20 protein-coding genes are annotated in these 21,255 nt (G+C 65.0%); 8 read left to right on the top strand and 12 right to left on the bottom strand.

From position 1 onward, the window contains the following. Nucleotides 1-260: 260 nt before the first annotated feature. From D6Z43_RS23415 to D6Z43_RS23400, 4 genes are all read right to left on the bottom strand, one after another. Nucleotides 261-794 carry a cytochrome b/b6 domain-containing protein gene (locus D6Z43_RS23415; RefSeq protein ID WP_120654405.1) on the bottom strand — a complete coding sequence of 178 codons (534 nt, stop codon included), beginning with the start codon at nucleotides 792-794 and terminating at the stop codon, nucleotides 261-263. A gap of 3 nt (nucleotides 795-797) precedes the next feature. Continuing rightward, nucleotides 798-1,064 (bottom strand): PepSY domain-containing protein, encoded by a 267-nt coding sequence (locus D6Z43_RS23410; RefSeq protein ID WP_120654404.1) that lies wholly within the window; start codon nucleotides 1,062-1,064, stop codon nucleotides 798-800. A 120-nt stretch (nucleotides 1,065-1,184) separates the two neighbouring features. Next, on the bottom strand, nucleotides 1,185-3,788 hold the full coding sequence (locus D6Z43_RS23405; RefSeq protein ID WP_120654403.1) for a PAS domain S-box protein: 2,604 nt from the start codon (nucleotides 3,786-3,788) through the stop codon (nucleotides 1,185-1,187). Between the two features lie 108 nt (nucleotides 3,789-3,896). Next, nucleotides 3,897-4,811, bottom strand: coding sequence for a LysR family transcriptional regulator (locus D6Z43_RS23400; RefSeq protein WP_120654402.1), 915 nt, complete (start codon nucleotides 4,809-4,811; stop codon nucleotides 3,897-3,899). 100 nt (nucleotides 4,812-4,911) lie between these two features. Here D6Z43_RS23400 and D6Z43_RS23395 point away from each other — a divergent pair, with 100 nt between their 5' ends. From D6Z43_RS23395 to D6Z43_RS28460, 3 genes are all read left to right on the top strand, one after another. Beyond that, nucleotides 4,912-5,925: a zinc-binding alcohol dehydrogenase family protein gene (locus D6Z43_RS23395; protein WP_120654401.1), complete on the top strand. Its 1,014-nt coding sequence runs from the start codon at nucleotides 4,912-4,914 to the stop codon at nucleotides 5,923-5,925. Between the two features lie 176 nt (nucleotides 5,926-6,101). Then, nucleotides 6,102-6,500 (top strand): hypothetical protein, encoded by a 399-nt coding sequence (locus tag D6Z43_RS23390; protein ID WP_120654400.1) that lies wholly within the window; start codon nucleotides 6,102-6,104, stop codon nucleotides 6,498-6,500. 16 nt (nucleotides 6,501-6,516) lie between these two features. Further along, nucleotides 6,517-6,696, top strand: coding sequence for a hypothetical protein (locus tag D6Z43_RS28460; RefSeq protein WP_120655344.1), 180 nt, complete (start codon nucleotides 6,517-6,519; stop codon nucleotides 6,694-6,696). On the opposite strand, the gene D6Z43_RS23380 is transcribed toward D6Z43_RS28460, so the two are convergent. The 3 genes from D6Z43_RS23380 to D6Z43_RS23370 all read right to left on the bottom strand — a co-directional run bounded on the left by D6Z43_RS23380 (nucleotide 6,693) and on the right by D6Z43_RS23370 (nucleotide 12,356). Continuing rightward, nucleotides 6,693-7,883 (bottom strand): Bcr/CflA family multidrug efflux MFS transporter, encoded by a 1,191-nt coding sequence (locus D6Z43_RS23380; RefSeq protein WP_120654399.1) that lies wholly within the window; start codon nucleotides 7,881-7,883, stop codon nucleotides 6,693-6,695. The genes D6Z43_RS28460 and D6Z43_RS23380 overlap by 4 nt on opposite strands. Before the next feature lie 143 nt (nucleotides 7,884-8,026). Then, nucleotides 8,027-11,167 (bottom strand): efflux RND transporter permease subunit, encoded by a 3,141-nt coding sequence (locus D6Z43_RS23375; protein WP_120654398.1) that lies wholly within the window; start codon nucleotides 11,165-11,167, stop codon nucleotides 8,027-8,029. A gap of 13 nt (nucleotides 11,168-11,180) precedes the next feature. Then, nucleotides 11,181-12,356, bottom strand: a complete 1,176-nt coding sequence (locus tag D6Z43_RS23370) for an efflux RND transporter periplasmic adaptor subunit (RefSeq protein WP_120654397.1) — start codon at nucleotides 12,354-12,356, stop codon at nucleotides 11,181-11,183. A 145-nt stretch (nucleotides 12,357-12,501) separates the two neighbouring features. Between D6Z43_RS23370 and D6Z43_RS23365 the strand changes: the two genes are divergently transcribed. Then, nucleotides 12,502-13,122, top strand: coding sequence for a TetR family transcriptional regulator (locus tag D6Z43_RS23365; protein WP_120654396.1), 621 nt, complete (start codon nucleotides 12,502-12,504; stop codon nucleotides 13,120-13,122). 64 nt (nucleotides 13,123-13,186) lie between these two features. On the opposite strand, the gene D6Z43_RS23360 is transcribed toward D6Z43_RS23365, so the two are convergent. Further along, the gene (locus tag D6Z43_RS23360) at nucleotides 13,187-13,384 is read right to left on the bottom strand and encodes a heavy-metal-associated domain-containing protein (RefSeq protein WP_069085773.1); all 198 of its coding nucleotides are present in this window, start codon (nucleotides 13,382-13,384) and stop codon (nucleotides 13,187-13,189) included. Between the two features lie 109 nt (nucleotides 13,385-13,493). On the opposite strand from D6Z43_RS23360, the gene D6Z43_RS23355 reads away from it, so the two are divergent. The 3 genes from D6Z43_RS23355 (at nucleotide 13,494) to cueR (ending at nucleotide 16,802) form a co-directional block, all read left to right on the top strand. After that, on the top strand, nucleotides 13,494-13,865 hold the full coding sequence (locus D6Z43_RS23355) for a hypothetical protein (RefSeq protein WP_120654395.1): 372 nt from the start codon (nucleotides 13,494-13,496) through the stop codon (nucleotides 13,863-13,865). A gap of 61 nt (nucleotides 13,866-13,926) precedes the next feature. Further along, complete coding sequence (locus tag D6Z43_RS23350; RefSeq protein WP_120654394.1) at nucleotides 13,927-16,311, top strand: heavy metal translocating P-type ATPase; 2,385 nt, start codon at nucleotides 13,927-13,929, stop codon at nucleotides 16,309-16,311. An 89-nt stretch (nucleotides 16,312-16,400) separates the two neighbouring features. After that, complete coding sequence (gene cueR / locus D6Z43_RS23345) at nucleotides 16,401-16,802, top strand: Cu(I)-responsive transcriptional regulator (protein WP_120654393.1); 402 nt, start codon at nucleotides 16,401-16,403, stop codon at nucleotides 16,800-16,802. On the opposite strand, the gene D6Z43_RS23340 is transcribed toward cueR, so the two are convergent. The 4 genes from D6Z43_RS23340 to D6Z43_RS23325 all read right to left on the bottom strand — a co-directional run bounded on the left by D6Z43_RS23340 (nucleotide 16,768) and on the right by D6Z43_RS23325 (nucleotide 20,508). Further along, nucleotides 16,768-17,670 (bottom strand): EamA family transporter, encoded by a 903-nt coding sequence (locus tag D6Z43_RS23340; protein ID WP_120654392.1) that lies wholly within the window; start codon nucleotides 17,668-17,670, stop codon nucleotides 16,768-16,770. The genes cueR and D6Z43_RS23340 overlap by 35 nt on opposite strands. Before the next feature lie 447 nt (nucleotides 17,671-18,117). Continuing rightward, complete coding sequence (bfr, locus tag D6Z43_RS23335) at nucleotides 18,118-18,582, bottom strand: bacterioferritin (RefSeq protein WP_120654391.1); 465 nt, start codon at nucleotides 18,580-18,582, stop codon at nucleotides 18,118-18,120. Nucleotides 18,583-18,648: 66 nt separating this feature from the next. Then, nucleotides 18,649-19,542, bottom strand: coding sequence for a PA4780 family RIO1-like protein kinase (locus D6Z43_RS23330; protein WP_120654390.1), 894 nt, complete (start codon nucleotides 19,540-19,542; stop codon nucleotides 18,649-18,651). 72 nt (nucleotides 19,543-19,614) lie between these two features. Beyond that, entirely contained in the window at nucleotides 19,615-20,508 is an 894-nt protein-coding gene (locus D6Z43_RS23325; RefSeq protein ID WP_120654389.1) for a LysR family transcriptional regulator, read from the bottom strand. 101 nt (nucleotides 20,509-20,609) lie between these two features. Between D6Z43_RS23325 and D6Z43_RS23320 the strand changes: the two genes are divergently transcribed. Then, entirely contained in the window at nucleotides 20,610-21,251 is a 642-nt protein-coding gene (locus tag D6Z43_RS23320; protein WP_120654388.1) for an NAD(P)-dependent oxidoreductase, read from the top strand. Nucleotides 21,252-21,255 lie beyond the last annotated feature (4 nt).

The following is a 21,255-nucleotide window of genomic DNA, read 5'->3' as shown; positions in this document are numbered from 1 at the left end:
TCGCATCCTTTTTGCCGATGGGGTGAGGGAACCCATGTCGCGGCCCCATGGCCAACGACGGCGCGCATTCTAACTTGACCCACGCGTCAGGAAAAGACGCTTTGCCCGGGCGCGTGCATCCAACGGCGATAACGCAGTAGGGGCGAATTCATTCGCCAAGCAGGCCGAAAGGCTGCCCTGGTGTTGCCCACATGGGTCAGCTTCGCTGTCCTTGGCGAACAAGTTCGACCCTGCAAAAGGAATGGGCCGCGATGCGGCCCTTAGTCGTGAAGCGTCTTGCGTCGCCCCGTCACCATGGACCAGGGCAGGTTCTCGCGCGTGCGCACACTCTCCACCAGCGCGGCGCCGACGTGCAGGCAGGCCAGCCAGAACAGGCTGTCGGCCATGAAGACATGGATGTCCCGGGGCAGGTCCTCGCCCCAGAAGTAGTCGACTTCTTCCATCAGGAAGCCGGTGACGCCCAGGCCGAACATCAGCAGCAACATGAGGATCATCACCAGCCCGCCCAGGGGTGAATGGCCCATGCGGTGCATGTGACCGCCGGTGAGCAGTGCCCTGGCGTGGGCCACCAGGCGCGCCGGCCGCGGCCAGAAATCTGCCCAACGCGCCGGCCGGGGGCCGACGAAGCCCCAGGCCAGCCGCACCAGCACCACCGCCACGGCGTAGTAGCCGAGCCAGCGGTGCCAGCCGTCACCTGCCTCATTGAGGAAGTAGTCACCAATGAAGGCAGCCACCAGGGACCAGTGGCCGATCCGCACCACCGGGTCCCAGAGGCGAACGGTATCGGTGCTCACGGGTCAGTCCTCGATCTCCTGCTTGACCACCTTGCCGTCGACCGGGTTGAAGTAGATCTCGACTTTGCGCTTGTCCTTGTCCCAGCCGTAGATCTCATAGCAGTTGCCATCGGTCACCTTGAACTTCTTGATGTCGTACCCCTGGTTCTTGAGGTCTTCCTGGAACTTGGTCTGGTCTTGCCAGGTAGCCTTGTCGGCTGTGGTGCACTCGGTCTTGGCGAAGGTCAGGGGGCTGACGAGGGCCAGGGAAAGAAGCAGCAGTTTACGCATGGTATCGACCTCGATTCGTACGTTGTAATGCGGAAGACATTGCAAGGCGTTCTCATTTGCCGCCATGACAATGGAGAGTAGGTCAGGCCCTGAGGGCTGTCATATGCCGGCCTGCCGATCTCAGCGACGTTCGACCGCGAATTGACCCCTTCCTGCATGCTTGGCCCGGTAGCAAGCTGTATCAGCCTGTTTCAGAAGTTCCGCCGGTTGCGCGTTGGCGCCGTGGATGCAGGCGATGCCAACGCTGGCTCCCACGCGATATTCCTGGCCTTCCCACTCCAGCACGACGCCCTGGACCTGGGCGATCAGCCGAGCCGCCAGCAGTTCCGCCTGGGGCAACGGGCAACTGCGCAGGATCAGCGCGAACTCGTCGCCACCCAGGCGCGCCAGTTGGTCCCCCGCGCGAACCTGGGCCTGCATCAGCCTGGCGAGCTGGCGCAGCAATTCATCCCCGGCGGCGTGGCCCGCGTTGTCGTTTACCTGCTTGAAGCGGTCCAGGTCGATGAAGCAGAGCACGCTGTTGCCGTCGTTCTGCACCACCTCGCGACAGCTTTCGGCAAGGGCATCCTCGAAGGCAGGGCGATTGAGCAGGCCGGTCAGCGCGTCGTGGGTCGCGGCGTAACGCAGGTGCTTTTGCATTGCCCGGGCTTCGCTGACATCAGTCAGCACCAGCACGCTCCCCAGCATGGTGCCGTCGCCTGCGCGCATGGGGGCCGCCTGGCCGCGCAGGGCGATGGTGCCGCCTGCCGGGTGACGCAGCGAGGCCAGGCCCTGGAGGCTGGCAGCGCTGCCGCGCTCCAGGCAGTCACGCACCGGGTTGGGCACCAGGCGCCCATCTTCTCCTTCCAGCAGCAGCACCTGCTCGATGGGCAGACCCCGGGCCTCGTCGCTGCTCCAGCCACTGAGGCGCTCGGCCACCGGGTTGAGGAAACTGACCCGGCCTTCCAGGTCGGAGGTGATGACGCCGTCGCCAATGGCATCGAGGGTCACCTGCAGGCGCTCGCGCTCATCTCGCAGGCGCTCGGCAAGCTGGTGCAGCTCGCTGACGTCCCAGTTGGTGCCGACCATGCGCAGCGGCTGGCCACCGGCGTCGCAGACCAGACGCGCGTGCCCCTTGAGCACCCGATGTTCACCATCGCCACGACGAATGCGGAACTCGATGTCCAGCCGCCGGCTACCTTCTCGCGCAGCCAGCACCTCACGTTCGGCACGGGCCGCGTCATCCGGATGCAGGTGGGCCAGCCAGTCGGCGAAGGACAACTCGTCGCCCAGGCGGCGGCCATAGAGGCGATACATACCCTCGTCCCAGAGCAGGCGATCGTTGACCAGATCCCACTCCCAGACGCCAACGCCACTGGCCTCGGTCGCCACCGAGTAGCGACGGGCCAGTTCCGCCTCGCGTTCCTCGGCACGCTTGCGCCGGTCGATGTCCTCGATCTGCGAAATGAAGTACAGCGGCTCGCCCTCGTGGTCGCGCACCAGGGATACCGCCAGCAGTCCCCAGATTTCCCGCCCACTCTTGTGCAGGTAGCGCTTCTCCAGGCGGTAGCTGTGGCGCCGCCCGGCGAGGATCTCCCGCACCAGTTCGAGATCGTCTGCCAGGTCGTCGGGGTGGGTGACGTCCTGGAAGTTCAGGCTGGAGAGTTCCTCCTCCGCATAGCCAAGCATGTCGCAAAGCGCCCGGTTGACTCGCTGCCAGCGGCCATCCAGCCCCACCAGCGCCATGCCGATGGCGGAGTGGTCCATGGCGTCGCGAAAGCGCGATTCGCTGGCTGCCAGTTCGCGCCGGCGTCTACGCAATTGCTCCACCGCCGAAGCCAGCAGCAATGCCGGCAACAGAGCCAGCAGCAACGGCAGGTAGATCAGCAGGTCGCGCCAGCCCTTCTGCAGAACTGGTACTTCAAGCAGGCCCAAGGCGATGATCGCGCCACCGCTCACCGAAGCCATCGCAACCAGCAGTGCGGTGCTGGCGAAGGTCAGACGCACCGCGGCGATGATCAGCGGCAGGGCCAGGTAGACGAAGGGGAATGGCAACAGCAACAGGGCGAAGGGCGTGCCCAGCAACACCAGCCCGATGTAGAGCAGCAACTCGTGGCGACGGCGCTCGCCAATCAGCTCCCACCCGCTGTTCTGGCGCAGCCAGACCGCCAGGGGTAGCACCGAGACGGCGCCGAGCATGGCGCCCTCGACCCAATACATCCAGCCACGCTCGAAGGAATCCAGCCCCTGCCAGGCAAGGATACTCGCCCCCAGGCTGGCACCCACCAGCGGCGGTAACAGGGCGCCGAAGAATATGAACTGCAGGAAGGCCCCGGGGCTTTCGTTCATCCGCAACGCGGCGCCGCTGACCCGCAAAAGAGACGCGGCCAGTACTACTTCGAGCAGGTTGGGTGGGATGAAGCTCGCCGCCCGCAAGAGGCTATCGCCGAACGTTATGTTCGCCAGCAGGTCCGCCAGCATCGCCACCGTCAGCAGGGGCGCCCAGCGCCGCAACGGCTGGTCCCAGAGCAGCGCCACGGTGAAAGCGTTGGCGTACCAGAGCGTGGCAATGCTGCCGGGCTGGCGCGACAGCCAGACAGCCCCCAGGGCCAGCAGCAGGTAGCCGGCGAAAGCCAGCAGCACGGTCGGCAGGAAAGCACCAGGCTCGCGGTTACGCAGCATCAGCCGGTACCCCCACGGCAGGCGCCGGGCGAGGGCCCGGCAGGATTCAAGCAGGTCGGACACAAGTCAGCCACGGGAGTCTCCACGCAGGCCACGGCTTATCCAGACGATAGCGGAACCTCGGGCCCGAGCAATTCGACGATCAGACGCCGGCATTGCCGAGACCGACACTCAACTCCAGGGCGCGCCGACGAGTAGCGTGGCGCAACGTGCCTGGACGAACTCGCGGAGCAGCCGCACCGGCTTGCTGAGCTGGGCGCGGTGGGCGCAGATCAGGTTCAGCGGCGTGGCCTGGCCACGGTATTGCGGCAGGGCCAGTTCCAGGCGCCCGGCCTGGATATCACCGGCTACATCCAGCCAGGACTTGTAGGTGAGCCCCTGCCCAGCCAGGGCCCAGCGCCGCACTACATCGGCATCGTCGCAGACACGGTTGCCGCTTACCGCCACCACTTGCTCGCGCCGGCCCTCGCTGAAGCTCCAGCGATCGTGGACACGCCCGCCCAGCTGGTAGAGCAAGCAGTTGTGCCCCTTCAGCTCCGCGGGCTGCTGGGGCCGGCCGTGGCGGGCGAAATAGCCGGGGGACGCGCAAAGCACCCGGCGGTTGCTGGCCGCCAATGGCAGCGCCACCAGGCTGGAATCTTCCGGCTCGCCGTAGCGGATGGCGATGTCCACCGACTGGCGAAACAGATCGGCCACCCGGTCGCTGAGGTGCAGGCGAATGCCCAGGCGCGGATGCTCGCGCTGGAAGTCATCGAGCCAGGGCACCAGCACATTGCGGCCGAAGTCCGAGGGCGCGGACAGCTGCAGCACACCTGCGATGTCTTCGCGACCGCCGGCCAGTTGCCGTTGCCCCTCCTCGAGACTGGCCAGCGCAGTGCGCGCATGGACGAGGAACTGCTCGCCCTCGGGTGTCAGGCGCAGGCTGCGGGTAGAGCGAGCGAACAGGCGGACCTCGAGCTGTTGTTCGAGACGCTTGAGCGCAGCACTGGCCACGGCGGGCGAGACATCCAGCTTGCGGGCGGCGGCCGAGAGGCTACCGTGGTCAGCGGTACTGACGAACAGAGCGAGGTCGTCGAGGCGCAGCATTTTCAAATTCCTATTGAAAGACTGTCGCTTTCTAGCCGATTTTTCTCGCCTGCGAAATAACCGACCATGCGGCCCATCAAGCCCCACGCGGAGAATCCCGATGAAAGCCGTCGCCTACTTCCACAACCTGCCCATCGACAACCCCGAATCCCTGCAGGACATCCTGCTGCCGGAGCCGCAACCGGGCCCGCGCGACCTGCTGGTGGAGGTACGCGCCATCTCGGTCAATCCGGTGGACACCAAGGTCCGCCGCAACGCGCCTCCCGAGGCTGGGCAACCCAAGGTGCTGGGCTGGGACGTTGCCGGCGTGGTCAAGTCGGTGGGCAGCGACGTCACCCTGTTCCAGCCGGGCGACCGCGTTTTCTACGCCGGTGACCTGACCCGTCCGGGCGGCAACGCGGAGTTCCATCGGGTGGATGAACGCATCGTCGGCCACATGCCCGAAAGCCTGGACTTCGCCCAGGCCGCCGCTTTGCCACTGACCTCCATCACCGCCTGGGAGCTGCTGTTCGACCGTCTGCAGATCCCCGAAGGCAAGGCCGACCTGGGCCAGAGCCTGCTGGTGGTGGGCGCCGCGGGTGGCGTGGGTTCGATCCTCGTACAACTGGCCCGACAGCTCACCGGCCTGACCGTGATTGGCACTGCCTCGCGTCCGGAAACCCAGTCCTGGGTCCGCGAACTGGGGGCCCAGCATGTGCTGGATCACAGCAAGCCCCTGGCCGATGAACTGAGCCGCGCCGGTCTCGCCCAGGTTACTCATGTGGCCAGCCTGACCCAGACCGACCAGCACCTGGATCAGTTGGTAGAGGCCCTGGCGCCCCAGGGCCGCCTCGGCCTGATCGACGACCCGGCATCGCTGGATGTGGCCAAGCTCAAGCGCAAGAGCCTCTCCCTGCACTGGGAGTTCATGTACACACGCTCGATGTTCCAGACCCCGGACATCCTCGAGCAGCACCGCCTGCTGGAGCGCGTCAGCCAACTGATCGACGCGGGCGTGCTGAAGACCACCGTGGGCGAACACTTTGGCACCATCAATGCCGCCAACCTGCGCCGTGCCCATGTGCTGCTGGAAAGCGGCAAGGCTAAGGGCAAGATCGTGCTGGAAGGTTTCTGAGGCGATTTCTGTAGAAGAGAGCCGGCTCGCGAAAGATTCCGCTCGGGCTGTTCGCGAGCAAGCTCGCTCCTACAAGTTGGACACTGACCGGCGAGCAGTTGGGCTGGCGAAGGGTCCGGTACGCGAGGGTAAGAGACTTTTATTTTTCCTGGCCTCGTCAGCGGCGCTTCCGCCAGTTGTTCGAGCAGACGCCCCGCAGCGCAGTGCAGGGCTACGATCGCCAGCGTCGGGTGATCCACTGGAACCGCGCCAGCGAATTGCCCCTGCAACGCAGCGATGGCAACCCGGTGACGGTGTTCTCCAGCCACCTGGTGCTGCGCAACTTGCACAACCAGTTGGAGCTCTACTGCGTCGACATCGATTTCAGTGCCCCGAAGTCAGCGAGGGACGCTCTCCGGCAGAGCGAGAATCGCTATCAGGAATTGCTGCAAAGCCTTGGCCAACTCGCCCCGGAGCGGCGATCGAGCAGCGGCGAACAGGGCCAGGACGAACGGTATCGACCACCAGTCGGCTGCTTGATGCTGGTCATTTTCTGTCATCTGGGCGGGTCTACACTCAGCTTCCCCGCCACTTGATTGGGAGATGACCGAGGTGAAAATTCTTGTCCGTCCGACCGCCACCCCTCAGGGTTCTGGCTGGCAAGTCTGCCTTGACCAGCATGCGGTGAGCTTTCGTAGCGAGGCCGAAGCGCGCCGATTCGTCAGCGTCCTCGAGGAGCGCCTGAAGGCGCCCCACGTACTACCGGACTGGTCAAGACGGATCGCGAGTTAACCCAGGGGCGCCTGGCCGTTGCGGTCGAGGCGCCAAGTCAGCAGCGCACAGGCGACTGCCGCGCAGCCGCACAGGCTGATGACCAGGGCCAGGGGCATGGCACTGCCATCGTGCAACCAGCCCACAAGGGCGGCAGCTCCTGCCGCCACTCCAAACTGCAGACTGCCCATCAGCGCCGAGGCGCTACCCGCGTTCTGGCCCTGGCCGGCCATTGCGCATGCCGAGGCGTTGGGCAGGATGCACCCCAGGCTGGCGATGCAGCCGAACAGCGGTAGCAGAAGCGGCCACAGCGATTGTGTCTGCAAGCTGGAAACCCCCAGCAGCGCCAACGCGCACACCAGATAGACCCAGATCACCCGTCGCATCCAGAAGGCCGGCCCGCGACGGCGCAGCAAAACGGCATTGATCTGGGCGACCAGGATGAAGCCCGCGGCGTTGGAGCCGAATAGCCAGCCATAGTGCTCCGGCGGCACGCCATAAAGCTGGATGAATACGAAGGGGGAGCCGGCGATGTAGGCGAACATGCCGGCGATGGCGAAACCACCGCTCATGCCGTAGGCGAGAAATTGCCAGTCGCCGAGCAACCGACGGTACTGCCCGAGGGCGCCACTCAATGGCGCACGCGGAGTGATGTTGGAGAGCGTCTCCGGCAGCCAGAAGGCGATTCCCAGCAGCACCAGCGCGCTGAACAGGGTCAGCGCCCAGAAGATCGACTGCCAGCCGAAAAGCTCAAGGAGCAGCCCTCCGCCCAGCGGCGCCAGGATCGGCGCCAGGCCCATCACCAGCATCAACTGCGAGAAGGCCTTGGCCGAGGCGATGGGATCGCACAGGTCACGCACCACAGCCCGCGACACCACCATCCCCGCACAGCCGCCCAGGGCCTGGACGAAGCGTGCGCCGACCAGCCACTCCAGGCTGGGTGCCAGGGAGCAGGCGACCGAAGCCAGGGTGAAAATGGTCACGCCCACCAGCAGCGGCGGACGCCGACCGAAACGATCCGCCAGCGGACCATAGATCAGTTGACCGAGTGCGAGGCCAATGAAGTAGGACGCCAGGGTGAGCTGCACATGCTCCACATCGGTGGCGAAGGCCTTGGCCATGGCCGGGAAGCTGGGCAGGTAGAAATCGATGGCCATCGGCCCGAAGGCGCTGAGGGCCCCGAGCAGGAGGAGGATGCGGAAAGTCATGGTCGAGGCTGGCGCCATCCCTTGCGGTTAAGGCGCCAGATAGTAACAGGGGATTTCGCGCAAAAGCGGCTTTGGCTGCTGGTCCGTGGGAGCGAATTCATTCGCGAATGAATTCGCTCCCACAATGACTCTCCACGGCCCCCCTAACCCTCATGCGCGTGCTCGACCTTGGACGACTTTTTGCGATCCAGCCAGTCCGAGGCCTTCTCCACCAGCATGAAGAACATGGGGATCAGGAAGGTCGCCAGCACGGTGGCGGCGAGCATGCCGCCGATCACCCCGGTGCCGATGGAATGACGACTTGCCGAGCCGGCACCCGAGCTGATGGCCAGCGGCACGCAACCGAGGATGAAGGCCAGCGAGGTCATCACGATCGGGCGGAAGCGCAGCTTCGCAGCCTCAAGCGCGGCCTCCACCGGCCCCATGCCCTGTTCCCGGCAAAGCACGGCGAATTCGACGATGAGGATCGCGTTCTTCGCCCCCAGGCCGATCAGGGTCACCAGGCCGACCTGGAAGTACACGTCGTTCTGGATACCCCGCAACCACACGGCGAGGATCGCGCCGAACACTGCGAAGGGCACCGCGGTGACCACCGCCAGCGGCAGGGTCCAGCGCTCGTACTGGGCGGCAAGGATGAGGAACACCATGATCAGGCCGAAGATGAACGCCGTGCTACCGGAACCGTGAGTAGCCAGCTCCTGATACGCCGAGCCGATCCAGCCAAGGCTGTAGTCCTCACCCAGCACCTCGTTCGCCACTTCCTGCATCGCCTCCAGCGCCTGGCCGGAGCTGTAGCCAGGCGCCGGACCGCCGAGCACCTTGGCCGCCGGGTAGACGTTGAAACGGGCGTAGGAGTCCGGCCCCAGAATGCGCTCAACGCGCACCAGTGACGACAGCGGTACCAGGTCATCAGTGGTGGAACGCACATAGACCTGGCTGAGGTCATCCGGCTTGCGACGGAACTCCGGCTCCGACTGAAGGCTCACCTGCCAGGTACGGCCGTAGAGCGTGAAGTCGTTGACGTAGTAGCTGCCGAAGGTGGCCTGCATGGCGGTGAACACGTCGTTGATCGCCACGCCCAGGGCCCGTGCCTTGGTGCGGTCCAGGTCGATGTAGTACTGCGGCACGTTGGCGTTGAAGGTGGTGTTCACCCCGGCCAACTCGGGCCGCTTCGACGCCGCGGCAACGAACTTCTGCACGACCGCTTCCAGTTGCTGCACGGTGCCGCCGCTACGGTCCTGGATATAGGACTCGAAACCGCCGGTGGTACTCATGCCGGTGATGGGAGGCGGGTTGAACGACAGCACAATGCCGTCCTTCTGCCCGGCGCCCATGCCCATGAAAGTGTGCGTGAGGTTGCGCGCATCCAGTTCGGGCGTGGTGCGCTCGCTCCAGTCCTTCAGCGGCACGAAGGACACCCCGGCGTTGCTGCGCGTGCCGAAGGTGAGGATGTCGAAGCCGGCGAAGGTAACCACGTCCTGCACGGCCGGATGTTTCATCAGCTGCTCTCCGACGGCGCTGGTGAGCTCCTCGGTCCGGGTCAGGGAGGCTGCCGGCGGCAGGAAGTAGGCATTGAGCACGTAGCCCTGGTCTTCATCCGGCACCAGGGCGCCAGGCACCCGGCCGAAGAGGATGACCAGCAGGGCGAGCATGCCGCCAAACAGCAACAGGCCGATCAGCGACCGTTTGAGGAAGAACTGCACGCCAGCGCCATAGCCCGAGGTCATGCGCTCGAAGAAGCGGTTGAACCAGCGGAACGGCGCGGCCGGCTCGCCATGGCCAGGCTTGAGCATCAGGGCACAGAGAGCTGGCGAAAGCGTCAGCGCCACGATGCCGGAAATCACCACGGATACCGCAATTGTGATCGCGAACTGCTGGTACATCTGTCCTGCCAGACCGCCGAGGAAGCCTACCGGGATGAACACCGCACAGAGCACCAGCACGATGGCGATGATCGGCCCGGTCACCTCCTCCATGGCTTCGATCGCCGCTTCGCGCGGGCCGATCTTCTTCGTCGCCATCACCCGCTCGACGTTCTCGATCACCACGATGGCGTCGTCTACCACGATGCCGATGGCCAGCACCATGCCGAACAGCGTCAGCAGGTTGATGGAGAAACCGAGCACGTACATGCCGGCGAAGGTACCGACCAACGACACCGGGATCGCCAGCACCGGGATCAGCGTCGCCCGCCAGTTCTGCAGGAAGATGAAGACCACCAGCACCACCAGAATCAAGGCTTCGAAGAAGGTGTGGATCACCTCTTCGATCGACACCTCGACGAACTTGGTCGTGTCATAGGGGATCTTGTAGGCGATGCCCTCGGGGAAGCGCTTGGCCAGGCGTTCCATCGTGTTGTTGACCGCTTCGGCGGTATCCAGGGCGTTGGCACCCGGTTGCAGGTAGATACCGAAGGCGGCGTTCTGCTGGCCGTTCAGGGAGGTCATGAGGGAGTAGTCCTGGGCCCCCAGCTCCACGCGCGCCACATCTTTGAGCAACAGGCTGGCGCCGGTGGCGTCGGAACGCAGGATGACGCCCTCGAACTCCTTGGGATCGGTGAAGCGACCCTGGGTGGTCACCGTGTAGGTGAAGTCCTGGGGCTGGTTGAGCGGTTGCTGGCCAAAGCTGCCGGCGGCGAACTGGGAGTTCTGCTCGCGGATGGCGCTGACCACGTCGCTGGGTGTGAGGTCGTACTGCGCCAGCTTGTCCGGCCGCAGCCAGATACGCATGGAATAGTCCTTGGAGCCGAACTGGCTGGCATCGCCCACGCCGGGAATCCGCTTCAACTCGTCGATCACGTTGATCAGCGCGTAGTTGCTGATAAAGATCGGGTCACGGGAGTTGTCCGGCGAAAAGAGGGTGACCACCTGGAGGATGTCGGAGGATTTCTTCTCCACCTTCACGCCCTGCCGGCGCACCTCTTCGGGCAACTTGGCGAGCGCGGCCTGGACCTTGTTGTTGACGTCGATGGTGGCCTGGTCGGGGTCGCGGCCCACTTCGAAATACACGGTCAGGCTCATGGCACCACTGCTGTCGGAGTTGGACAGCTGGTAGATCATGCCCTCGACGCCGTTGATTTCCTGCTCGAGAGGGGCGGCAACCGTTTCTGCGATCACCTGGGAACTGGCACCGGGATAGACCGCAGAGACCGACACTTGCGGCGGGAGGATTTCGGGGTACTGGGCGATCGGCAGCGCGCGCATGGCGGCAAGGCCGGCGAGCACGATCACGATGGAGATGACCGCAGCGAAGACCGGGCGGTCGATAAAGAAGCGCGAGATCACGTTAGGCGCTCCTTCAGGATTGCTTGGCGGATTGTTCGGCCGGGGCCTGGCTGGCCTCCACGGCCTTTACCGGCGAGTCGGGGCGGACCTTGGGCAGACCTTCGACTATCACCCGGTCGCCAGTCGAGACGCCGGACTCGATCACCCAGCGACCGTCGCGGGTATCACCGGTCTTGACCTGGCGCACCCGCGCCATGCCGTCCTTGTCCACCACGTAGACGAAGGTGCCGCGCGGCCCCTGTGCAAGGGCACGTTCGGGGAGAGTGATGGCCTGAGGCCGCGTGAAGCCCTTCACCAGCACGCGCACGAACATACCGGGCAACAGCTTCTGCTCCGGATTGGGTACCACGGCGCGCGCACTGACGGTACCGGTGCCGGTGTTGACGAAACTGTCGGTGAAGTCGACCCGGCCGGAGAGCGGGTAGGTGGAACCGTCGCCAAACCTCAGATCAGCACTGAGCAATCCGTCCGGCGGCAACTCGACCTTGCCGTTCTTCACACCTTCGCGCAGGCGCTCGGCCTCGGTATCGGGATAGGCGAAGTTGACGTAGATGGGATCGAGCTGGGTGAGTTGGGTCAGCAGGCTGCCATTCGGATCGCCTGCCACGATGAGGCTGCCCTCGGATCGGGTTTCCTTGCTGGTCATGCCGGAAATGGGCGCTTCCACCGTGGTGTAGTCGAGGTCGATCTGACGGGCCTTCACCTCAGCCTGGGCGGCCTCGACGTTGGCCTTGCTCTGCTCGAAGTTGGAAATCGCGTTATCCAGTTCGCTTTCGCTGGCGAACCCCTTCTTCTGCAACTCGCGGGTTCGCTTGAGGTCGCGCTCGGTCTGCCGGTAGCGCGCCTGTTCCTGGGCCAGCGCGCCCTTGGCCCGAGCCAGGGCGGCTTCGTAGGTACGTGGGTCGATACGGAACAGAATCTGGCCCTGCTTCACCCGGCTGCCTTCGGTGTAGGTGCGTTGCTGGAGGATGCCGCTGACTTGCGCCCGGACCTCCACTTCACGGAATCCCGCTGTACGCCCGGCATACTCGAGGACAAGCGGGAGCGGCGCGGCCTTGGCGGTCTCCACCACCACTTCGGGGGCCGGTGGTGCGCCACCCGGAGCATCAGCGGCACCGGCAAGGCCGGTAAAACTGGCGCTTGCGGCGAGAAGTGCAAGGCTGAAGGGAAGGCTGCGGGTTAACGGCATAAGGTGTCTCCATACGGTGCCGAATCGGCAAATGAAGCAGGCGCTGAGCTATACATTCATTTGTGTCTGTAACGGTCATGTACCAGCAAAATCGGTACACTCCGCTCCCCAAACAAGAAGCCTAGTCACTATTGGCCCAACTGCTATGCGCAGAACGAAAGAAGAAGCAGAGAAGACCCGGGGGGCGATCCTCGACGCCGCCGAACACCTTTTCCTGGAAAACGGCGTGGCACATACATCGCTGGAACAGATTGCCCGCGCCGCCGGGGTGACCCGTGGCGCGGTCTACTGGCACTTCCAGAACAAGGCCCACCTGTTCCACGAGATGCTCTCCCAGGTGCGCCTACCCCAGGAGCAGATGACCGAACGGCTTTGCGGGTGCAATGGCCAGGACCCGATGCTGTCGCTACGCGACCTGTGCCTGGAAGCCATCGTCAACCTGGCAAGGGACGAGCAGCGCAAACGCATCTTCAACATCCTGCTGCACCGCTGCGAATTCACCGAAGAGCTGCGCGAGGCCGAAGAGCGTCACTACGCCTTCGTCAATCAGTTCATCCAGCTCAGCGAAGCGCTGTTCGCCCGCCCCGCCTGCCACGAGCGCCTGCGCCCGGGCATTACGCCGTTAGTGGCGTCCCGGGCGGTGCATGGCTTGGTGATCGGCCTGTTCAGCGACTGGACCCGCGACCCCGCGCTGTTCGACCCGCTGACCGATGCCGAACCCATGGTGGACGCCTTGTTCCGGGGGCTGGTGAAGGATTGGGACTGAGAACCAAGGTGTTGGGAGCGAATGCATTCGCGATTGAAATCGCTCCCAAATCCAGGGGCCGGCCTCAGGCCGCCTCGGCCTGATAACCCTCTTCGCGGATCGCTTCCAGAACCTGCTCTTCGGCAAGCCGGCTGGCGACCCGCACTTCGCCGGCCGCCAGGTCCACCTGTACTTCAGCCGCCTGGTCGCGGGCCTGCACAGCCTGGGTGATGGCGCGGACGCAGTGCCCGCAAGACATGCCTTGAACCTTGAATACCTGCATGGTCGTTCTCCTCGTGAGTGGAACCTGACGCCAGTCTCATCCTTTCCACCGTGGCAAGGTCAAGGGCTGGTCCTACACTGGGTTGAACATCTTGCAGGAGACTTTCGCCATGTACGGCTTCCGACCTGCCCTGCTCGCTTTTCTGGCGGCACCGCTGCTGGCCCAGGCCCAGCCTCCGGTCGACTATGGCGTGCTGATCGTCTCCCGGGAGCGCCTGGAACTCGCCACCGCCTGCGACGTCGGCCTCTATCTGGAAGACCAGTTGGCCGCGCGGCTGGTGCAGGGTCAGATCGTTTCCTTCAACCTGCCGCCGGGACCCTTGTCGATCCGACTGAGCCTGCTCGGCCCCGGGCGCTGCAAGCCGGGGGTCGAACAGTTGCGCCAGCAGACCATCACGCTGATGGCCGGCGAGGTACGCAAATACCGCCTCGCGCAGAGCACCGAAGGCCTCTATCTGGTACCGACCGCCGCCGTGCAATGACCACTTGACCTTTCCCTCGTGTCAAGGTTGATCCTAGGTTCATGCCAAGGAGGATCGACCCATGACCAACCCAACCGCATTCGACCTGCCCATCTCCGGGATGACTTGCGCCAGCTGCGCCGGACGAGTGGAGCGCGCCCTGGCCAAAGTGCCCGGCGTGCAGGCCGCAAGCGTCAACCTGGCTACCGAACAGGCTCGTGTTAAAGCCTCGGGCGACAGCCTGCCGGCCCTGGTAGCGGCCGTGGAAGCCGCGGGCTACCAGGTGCCCGCCCAGCGGCTGGAACTGGCCATCGGCGGCATGACCTGCGCCAGCTGCGTCGGTCGCGTGGAGCGGGCCCTGCGCAAGGTGCCGGGCGTGGCCGACGTGACCGTGAACCTGGCCAGCGAACGCGCCCACCTGCAAATCTTCGGCCCCCCCGACGGCACCCGCCTGGTCCAGGCGGTGGAAGCCGCCGGCTATACCGCCAGCCTTGTGGATGAAGATCAGCCACCAGTGGATGACACCGAAGCTCGCCTAAGCCGTGAACGCTGGGCCGTCCTGCTTGCCCTCGCCCTGGCGCTGCCACTGGTGGTCCCCATGCTGCTGGAATGGTTCGGCCTGCACTGGATGCTGCCGGCCTGGGCACAGTTCGCCCTGGCCACGCCCGTGCAGTTCATCCTTGGCGCACGCTTCTACCGCGCAGCCTGGAAAGCGGTGAAAGCAGGCGCCGGCAACATGGACTTGCTGGTGGCCATTGGCACCAGCGCCGGCTATGGCCTCAGCCTCTATCAATGGTGGACCGCGCATCCCGGCCACACACCGCATCTCTACTTCGAAGCCTCAGCCGTGGTGATTGCCCTGGTTCTGCTGGGCAAATATCTGGAAAGCCGGGCCAAACGTCAGACCAGCGCCGCCATCCGCGCCCTGGAAGCCCTGCGCCCGGAACGCGCCACTCGCCTTAGGGATGGCCGCGAGGAGGACGTCGCCATCGCCGCTTTGCAACTTGGTGACCTGCTGGTGGTGAAGCCCGGCGAGCGCTTCCCCGCCGACGGCGAGGTCAGCGAAGGGCAAAGCCACGCCGACGAAGCGCTGATCAGCGGCGAGAGCCTGCCGGTGCCCAAGCAGCCCGGCGACCGCGTCACGGCAGGAGCCATCAACGGCGAAGGGCGTCTGCTGGTGCGTACCACGGCACTTGGTGGTGAGACCGTGCTGGCGCGAATCATCCGCCTGGTGGAAGACGCACAGGCGGCCAAGGCGCCCATCCAGAAGCTGGTGGACCGCGTCAGCCAGGTGTTCGTCCCGGCGGTAATGCTGATTGCCCTGGCCACTCTGGCCGGCTGGTTGTTGGCCGGTGCCGGCATCGAGACCGCGCTGATCAATGCCGTTGCGGTGCTGGTCATCGCCTGCCCCTGTGCACTTGGCCTCGCCACTCCCACCGCGATCATGGCCGGAACCGGCGTGGCGGCACGCCACGGAATCCTGATCAAGGACGCCGAAGCCCTGGAAGTTGCTCACGCCGTGACGGCCGTGGCCTTCGACAAGACCGGCACTCTCACCTCCGGCACCCCGCGCATCGCTCACCTTGTTGCGGCGCATGGCGACGAGAACGAGCTGCTGCAACTGGCCGGAGCGCTGCAACGCGGCAGTGAACACCCGCTCGCCAAAGCGGTGCTGGATACCTGCGTCGATCGCGGCCTGGACGCTCCCAACGTGGACGACAGTCGTGCCTTGGCCGGCCGCGGAATCCAAGGCAGGGTGAACGGCCGCCTGCTGGCCCTGGGAAACCGTCGTTTGCTGGATGAACAGCAGCTTGCGGCAGGCGACCTGGCCAGCCAGGCCAAAGAATGGGAGACCGAGGGACGCACTCTGTCGTGGTTGCTGGAGCTGCAACCGGAGCCGCGTGTGCTCGGCCTCTTCGCCTTCGGTGACACCCTCAAGGATGGCGCTGCACAGGCTGTCACGACCCTGCGCGAGCGGGATATCCACAGTCACCTGATCACCGGCGATAACCGCGGCAGTGCGCGGGTGGTGGCCGAGGCCCTGGGCATCGACTCGGTACACGCCGAGGTGCTGCCGGCGGACAAGGCCGCCACAGTGGCAGCGCTCAAAGCCCGGGGGGCAGTAGTAGCAATGGTGGGCGACGGCATCAACGACGCCCCGGCCCTGGCCGCCGCCGACGTCGGCATCGCCATGGGCGGCGGTACGGACGTGGCCATGCACGCCGCCGGTATCACCCTGATGCGCGGCGACCCGCGCCTTGTTCCAGCGGCCCTGGATATCTCCCGCCGGACCTATGCGAAGATTCGCCAGAACCTGTTCTGGGCCTTCATCTACAACCTGATCGGCATCCCCCTGGCCGCCGCCGGCCTGCTCAGCCCCGTAGTGGCGGGTGCGGCCATGGCGCTGTCCAGTGTCAGCGTGGTGAGCAATGCACTGCTGCTGAAGACTTGGAAGCCGGACGATTGACACCCATTTCCGCAGGAACCAGCTTGCTTGCGAGGGTTCGCGAGCAAGCTCGCTCCTACGGTCGCGGCCCCGCAAGAGAGGAAACGCCAATGAACATCGGCCAAGCGGCGAAGAAAAGCGGGCTGACCGCGAAGATGATTCGCTACTACGAAGGCATCGGCCTGCTGCCGGAAGCCGGACGCACCGACAGCGGCTACCGCCAGTACAACAGCCAGGACCTGCACACCCTGGCGTTCATAAAACGCTCGCGGGACCTCGGATTTTCACTGGAGGAAGTGGGCCGGCTGCTGGAGCTCTGGCAAGACCGCCAGCGCGCCAGCGCCGATGTGAAGGAGCTGGCCCGCGACCATATCGAAGCGCTGAACCGCAAGATCTCCGAGCTCGCGGGTCTGCGCGACACGCTTCAGGAGCTGGTGGATCACTGCCAGGGCGACCATCGCCCGGATTGCCCGATCCTCAAGGACCTGGAGTCAGGCGGCTGCTGCCACTGAAGGTGCGCCCCAACAAGCCCTTGGGCAGTACGGTGATTGCCAGCCCTACGAACACCAGCACGCATGCCAGCCAGCCGGTGGCACTGAGTTCCTCGCCCAAAAGCAACCAGCCGGACAGCAGCCCCGACACCGGCACCGCCAGGGCGAAGGGTGTCACCAGGCTGGCCGGATAGCGCTGCAGCAGGAAGCTCCAGAGGCCAAAGCCCACGGTGGTGGCGAGGAAGGCGATGTAGACCAGCGCGCCGATGCCGCCCCAGCTCGGGTGGCTCAACGCGCTGGCAATGGCTTCGGGGCCTTCGAAGACATAGGAGAGCAGCAGCAAGGGCAGCGGCGGGATCAGGCTGACCCAGCAGATCAACCGCAGCATGTCCTTCGCGCCGCTGCGTTTGGTGGCGATATTGGCGAAGGCCCAGACCAGCGCCGCGGCAATCACCAGCATGAACGCCAGCAGGCTGTCCCCCAATGGCCGGCCCAGGCCGATCAGCACCAGCCCGGATGCTGCCAGCAGGAGCCCCAGCAGGCCTCTACGGCTGGGCCGCTCGCCGAGAAATAGCGCCGCGATCAGGATGGTGAAGAACACCTGGCTCTGCAGCACCAGCGACGACAGCCCAGCCGGCATTCCCAGGTGCATGCCGACGAACAACAGGCCGAACTTGATCACGCCCAGTAGCAGGCCGATCTGCACGATGCGCCAGAACGGCGCCGGCATCGGTCCGCGCAGGAACAGCAGCGGCAGCGCCGCGAGGGCGAAGCGCAGCGCGCAGAACAGCAGCGGAGGGAAATCTTCCAGGCCGACCTTGATCACCACGAAATTGACGCCCCAGATCAGGGTGACCAGCAGGGCCAGGAGAATGTGTGGAAGAGGCATGGCGAGGACTCCGGAAGTTCAGGCACACGCTAGCAGCCTGGCGGTCGGATGTAAGGACACAGAACGCTGGAAAAATCAGCAGGGGCTGTATGGCTGCCCTCACCCCTCTCCCGCACGCGGGAGAGGGGGCAGCTCGTGCCAGGGAGTTGGAATGTGCCTCCTGTAAGGGCGAATTCATTCGCCAGGCAGGCGAAGGACTGCCCTTCACTGCTGCGCCGTACCTGCCCGCCCTGCGCCCCTGCCCGATCGCTTCGCGCTCAGGCGTTCATCGGCCCCGGCAGCGGTGCTTCGAAAAGCGGGCTTCTTCACCCCAGAGGGAGAAGGGGCTGTCTGTGCCGAGGTCGATTCAGGTGGAGTGCCGTGGGAGCGAATTCATTCGCGAAAGGCGGCGGAACTCGCCCAACAAAAAGGCCGCATTGGCGGCCCTTCCGGTTCAGCTCGATCAGCTCAAGCCTGCGACTGCAGGTAGTTCTGCAGGCCGATGCGGTCGATCATGCCGAGCTGCTGTTCCAGCCAGTAGGCGTGATCTTCCTCGGTGTCCTTGAGCTGGGCGGCGAGGATATCGCGGCTCATGTAGTCCTTGTGCTTCTCGCACAGGGCAATGCCCTTGCTCAGCGCGGCACGAACTTCATATTCCAGCTTGAGGTCGGCACGCAGCATGTCCGGCACGGTGTGGCCGGGATGAATGGTGCGCGGGCGCATGTCCGGAGTGGCTTCGAGGAAGAGGATGCGCTGCAGCAGGGCATCGGCGTGCTGGGTCTCTTCTTCCATCTCGTGGTTGATGCGTTCGAAGAGCTTGTTGAAGCCCCAGTCCTGGTACATCCGCGAATGCAGGAAGTACTGGTCACGGGCGGCCAGTTCACCGCGCAACAAGTCCTTGAGGTAATCAACCACTTCGGCTTGGCCTTGCATCTGCACATCTCCTGATAAAACCAATGAGCAAGGATCGTGCGCCGACCCTGCCAGGTCAAGTGACGGTCAGCCGCGCATCCAGGGTGGCGTTGGCTCTTCAAGCCCTTGCGGCGCGTCCTGCTCGGCCAGCGCCGCCTGGCGTCGGGCCTCGTCAGCCAGGGCCGCCTTGATTTCGCGCATCACCGCGTCCAGGTCGGCAGAGTCCTCGGGCTCGTCGAAGTGGCCGGTAAGCGGACTTTCCGGGGTCAGCTTGCCTTCCTCGAAGAGCGCCCACATTTCCTTGGCGTAGCGGGTGAACTTCAATTCGGGGGCGAACTGGCCGAAATACTCGGCCATATTGCCAACATCTCGCTCCAGCATGCGGAAGGCGTGGTTGTTGCCTGCCGCATCCACGGCCTGGGGCAGGTCGATGATGACCGGGCCGTAGGGGTCGAGTAGCACGTTGAACTCTGACAGGTCGCCATGAACCAGCCCGGCGCAGAGCATCTTGACGATCTCGCCGATCATGAAACCGTGGAACTCGCGCGCATCCTCCGGCGTCAAGTCGACATCGTTCAGGCGTGGCGCGGCATCGCCTTCACCGTCGCTGACCAGCTCCATGAGCAGTACGCCATCGAGGAAGTCGTAGGGCTTGGGTACCCGTACCCCGGCGTTGGCGAGTCGGAACAGCGCCGCCACCTCGGCGTTCTGCCAGGTTTCCTCGCGCTCGCGGCGGCCGTACTTCGAGCCCTTGGCCATGGCCCGGGCATCGCGGCTGTTACGCACCTTGCGGCCTTCCTGGTATTCGGCGGCCTGGCGGAAACCACGCTTGTTGGCCTCCTTGTAGACCTTGGCGCAACGCAGCTCACTGCCGCAGCGCACCACGTACACGGAGGCTTCCTTGCCGCTCATCAGCGGGCGCAGGACTTCATCGATCAGGCCATCTTCCAGCAATGGCTCAAGGCGTTTCGGGGTCTTCATGCAGGTGCTGCGAGTGCCTTCAAGGGGACGGAGAGGATGGGCCGACGTTATACGGCATGCGGGCAGCGGCGGCTATCCACGACGCAAAAGACCGCGACGAAGGGCTTCGATGGCATAGCGCACCTTGGCCGGCAATGCATCGCGGCGCGGGGTGACAATGTAGAGCCCCACCGGCCTCGGCTGCCACTCGGGAAGCAATGCCAACAGCCGGCCGCTGGCCAATTCCTCGCGCACTTCCGGTTCCGGCTGCAACGAAATACCGAGGCCAGCCAGGGTGAAGCTGCGCACCGCGAGGATATTGTTGCACGCCACGCGCGGCTCCAAGCGCAGCCGTTGTTGTTCCCCGCCGGGGCTGGTGAAAGTCACCTGGTGCTGCTGGCGTTCGCCATTGAGGCTGATCCAGTCCAGCTCCAGCAGCCGCTCGGGCCGCTGGATCGGACCGCTGCGGGCCAGATAGGCCGGCGCGCAGCAGAGCACCGCCGGCCAGTCAGCAAGATGCCGGGCCACCAGGCTGGAATCTTCCTGAGAGCCCACGCGGATGGCCAGGTCGATGCGCTGCTCCACCAGGTCGATCTGCTCGTCATGAAAGAACAGTTGCAGGCTGAGGCCAGGATGGGCTTCCAGCAGTGGCGCCAGAGCCTCGGTCAGCATGCCGGTAGAGAAGCCCACGGGCGCCGCGATGCGCAGCTCGCCCACCGGGGCATCGCGCAGTTCCGCCAGGCGCTGCTCGGCCTGCTGCGCCAGCTCCAGCACCTGGGCGCAGCTCTTGTAGAACACCGCGCCAGCCTCAGTCAGGGTCAGCTTGCGCGTGGTGCGATGCAGCAGGCTGACCTGGGTTTCCTCTTCCAGCTTGCGAATTTGCTGGCTCACTGCCGAGGCCGTCATGCCCAGCACTTCGGCGGCTGCCACCATGCTGCCGCGCTCGACCACGGTGGCGAACACCGCCATGCGCTTTAGCTGCTCCATTCGTAAGCTCCGCTTAATTGTGAAAGCACCTTTCGGCACTTTTTCCGCCGATTATCCAGCAGCGATTATGCGTCACCTCGCAACCCAGCATGGAGATGCACATGAAAATCGCCCTGATCGGCGCCACCGGTTTCGTCGGCTCCGCCGTCCTCAGCGAAGCCCTGCAACGCGGCCACCAGGTGACCGCCATCGTCCGCCATCCGGAAAAACTCTCGCAGCACGCTCAGCTCGACGCCGTGAAAGGCGACGCCTATGACGCCGCAAACATCGCCGGGGCAGTAGCCGGCCACGACGCAGTGATCCACGCCTTCAACCCCGGCTGGGGCGAAGTGAAGATTCGCGAACTGTTCATCCAGGGTACCCAGGCCATCTTCGCCGGAATCCGGCAGGCCGGCCTCAAGCGCCTGCTGGTGGTCGGCGGGGCCGGCAGCCTCTATGTCGCGCCAAACCTGCAGCTGATCGATACCCCGGATTTCCCTGCCGAGTACAAGGAAGGCGCGGAAGGCGCACGCCAGGCACTCCGCCTGATCCGCGAAGAACAGGACCTGGACTGGACCTTCATTTCCCCGCCCGCCCTGCTGGAACCGGGCGAGCGCACCGGCCGCTTCCGCGTCGGCGGCGACCAGCTGCTGATGAGCGGCGACCATCCGGCACGTATCTCGGTGGCGGACCTCGCCGTGGCCATCGTCGACGAACTGGAACAACCCCAACACATCCGCCAACGTTTCACCGTCGGCTACTGAGGAA

Source organism: Pseudomonas sp. DY-1 (genome assembly GCF_003626975.1).
Classification (GTDB): domain Bacteria; phylum Pseudomonadota; class Gammaproteobacteria; order Pseudomonadales; family Pseudomonadaceae; genus Metapseudomonas.
This window is presented reverse-complemented; position numbering and strand designations above follow the sequence as displayed.

Bases quoted from the DNA above. Each gene is read 5' to 3' on its own strand.
- D6Z43_RS23410 (WP_120654404.1), bottom strand. From the start codon at position 1,064: ATGCGTAAACTGCTGCTTCTTTCCCTGGCCCTCGTCAGCCCCCTGACC.
- D6Z43_RS23400 (WP_120654402.1), bottom strand. From the start codon at position 4,811: ATGCTGCGCCTCGACGACCTCGCTCTGTTCGTCAGTACCGCTGACCAC.
- D6Z43_RS23395 (WP_120654401.1), top strand. From the start codon at position 4,912: ATGAAAGCCGTCGCCTACTTCCACAACCTGCCCATCGACAACCCCGAA.
- D6Z43_RS23380 (WP_120654399.1), bottom strand. From the start codon at position 7,883: ATGACTTTCCGCATCCTCCTCCTGCTCGGGGCCCTCAGCGCCTTCGGG.
- D6Z43_RS23370 (WP_120654397.1), bottom strand. From the start codon at position 12,356: ATGCCGTTAACCCGCAGCCTTCCCTTCAGCCTTGCACTTCTCGCCGCA.
- D6Z43_RS23365 (WP_120654396.1), top strand. From the start codon at position 12,502: ATGCGCAGAACGAAAGAAGAAGCAGAGAAGACCCGGGGGGCGATCCTC.
- D6Z43_RS23360 (WP_069085773.1), bottom strand. From the start codon at position 13,384: ATGCAGGTATTCAAGGTTCAAGGCATGTCTTGCGGGCACTGCGTCCGC.
- D6Z43_RS23355 (WP_120654395.1), top strand. From the start codon at position 13,494: ATGTACGGCTTCCGACCTGCCCTGCTCGCTTTTCTGGCGGCACCGCTG.
- D6Z43_RS23350 (WP_120654394.1), top strand. From the start codon at position 13,927: ATGACCAACCCAACCGCATTCGACCTGCCCATCTCCGGGATGACTTGC.
- cueR (WP_120654393.1), top strand. From the start codon at position 16,401: ATGAACATCGGCCAAGCGGCGAAGAAAAGCGGGCTGACCGCGAAGATG.
- D6Z43_RS23340 (WP_120654392.1), bottom strand. From the start codon at position 17,670: ATGCCTCTTCCACACATTCTCCTGGCCCTGCTGGTCACCCTGATCTGG.
- bfr (WP_120654391.1), bottom strand. From the start codon at position 18,582: ATGCAAGGCCAAGCCGAAGTGGTTGATTACCTCAAGGACTTGTTGCGC.
- D6Z43_RS23330 (WP_120654390.1), bottom strand. From the start codon at position 19,542: ATGAAGACCCCGAAACGCCTTGAGCCATTGCTGGAAGATGGCCTGATC.
- D6Z43_RS23325 (WP_120654389.1), bottom strand. From the start codon at position 20,508: ATGGAGCAGCTAAAGCGCATGGCGGTGTTCGCCACCGTGGTCGAGCGC.
- D6Z43_RS23320 (WP_120654388.1), top strand. From the start codon at position 20,610: ATGAAAATCGCCCTGATCGGCGCCACCGGTTTCGTCGGCTCCGCCGTC.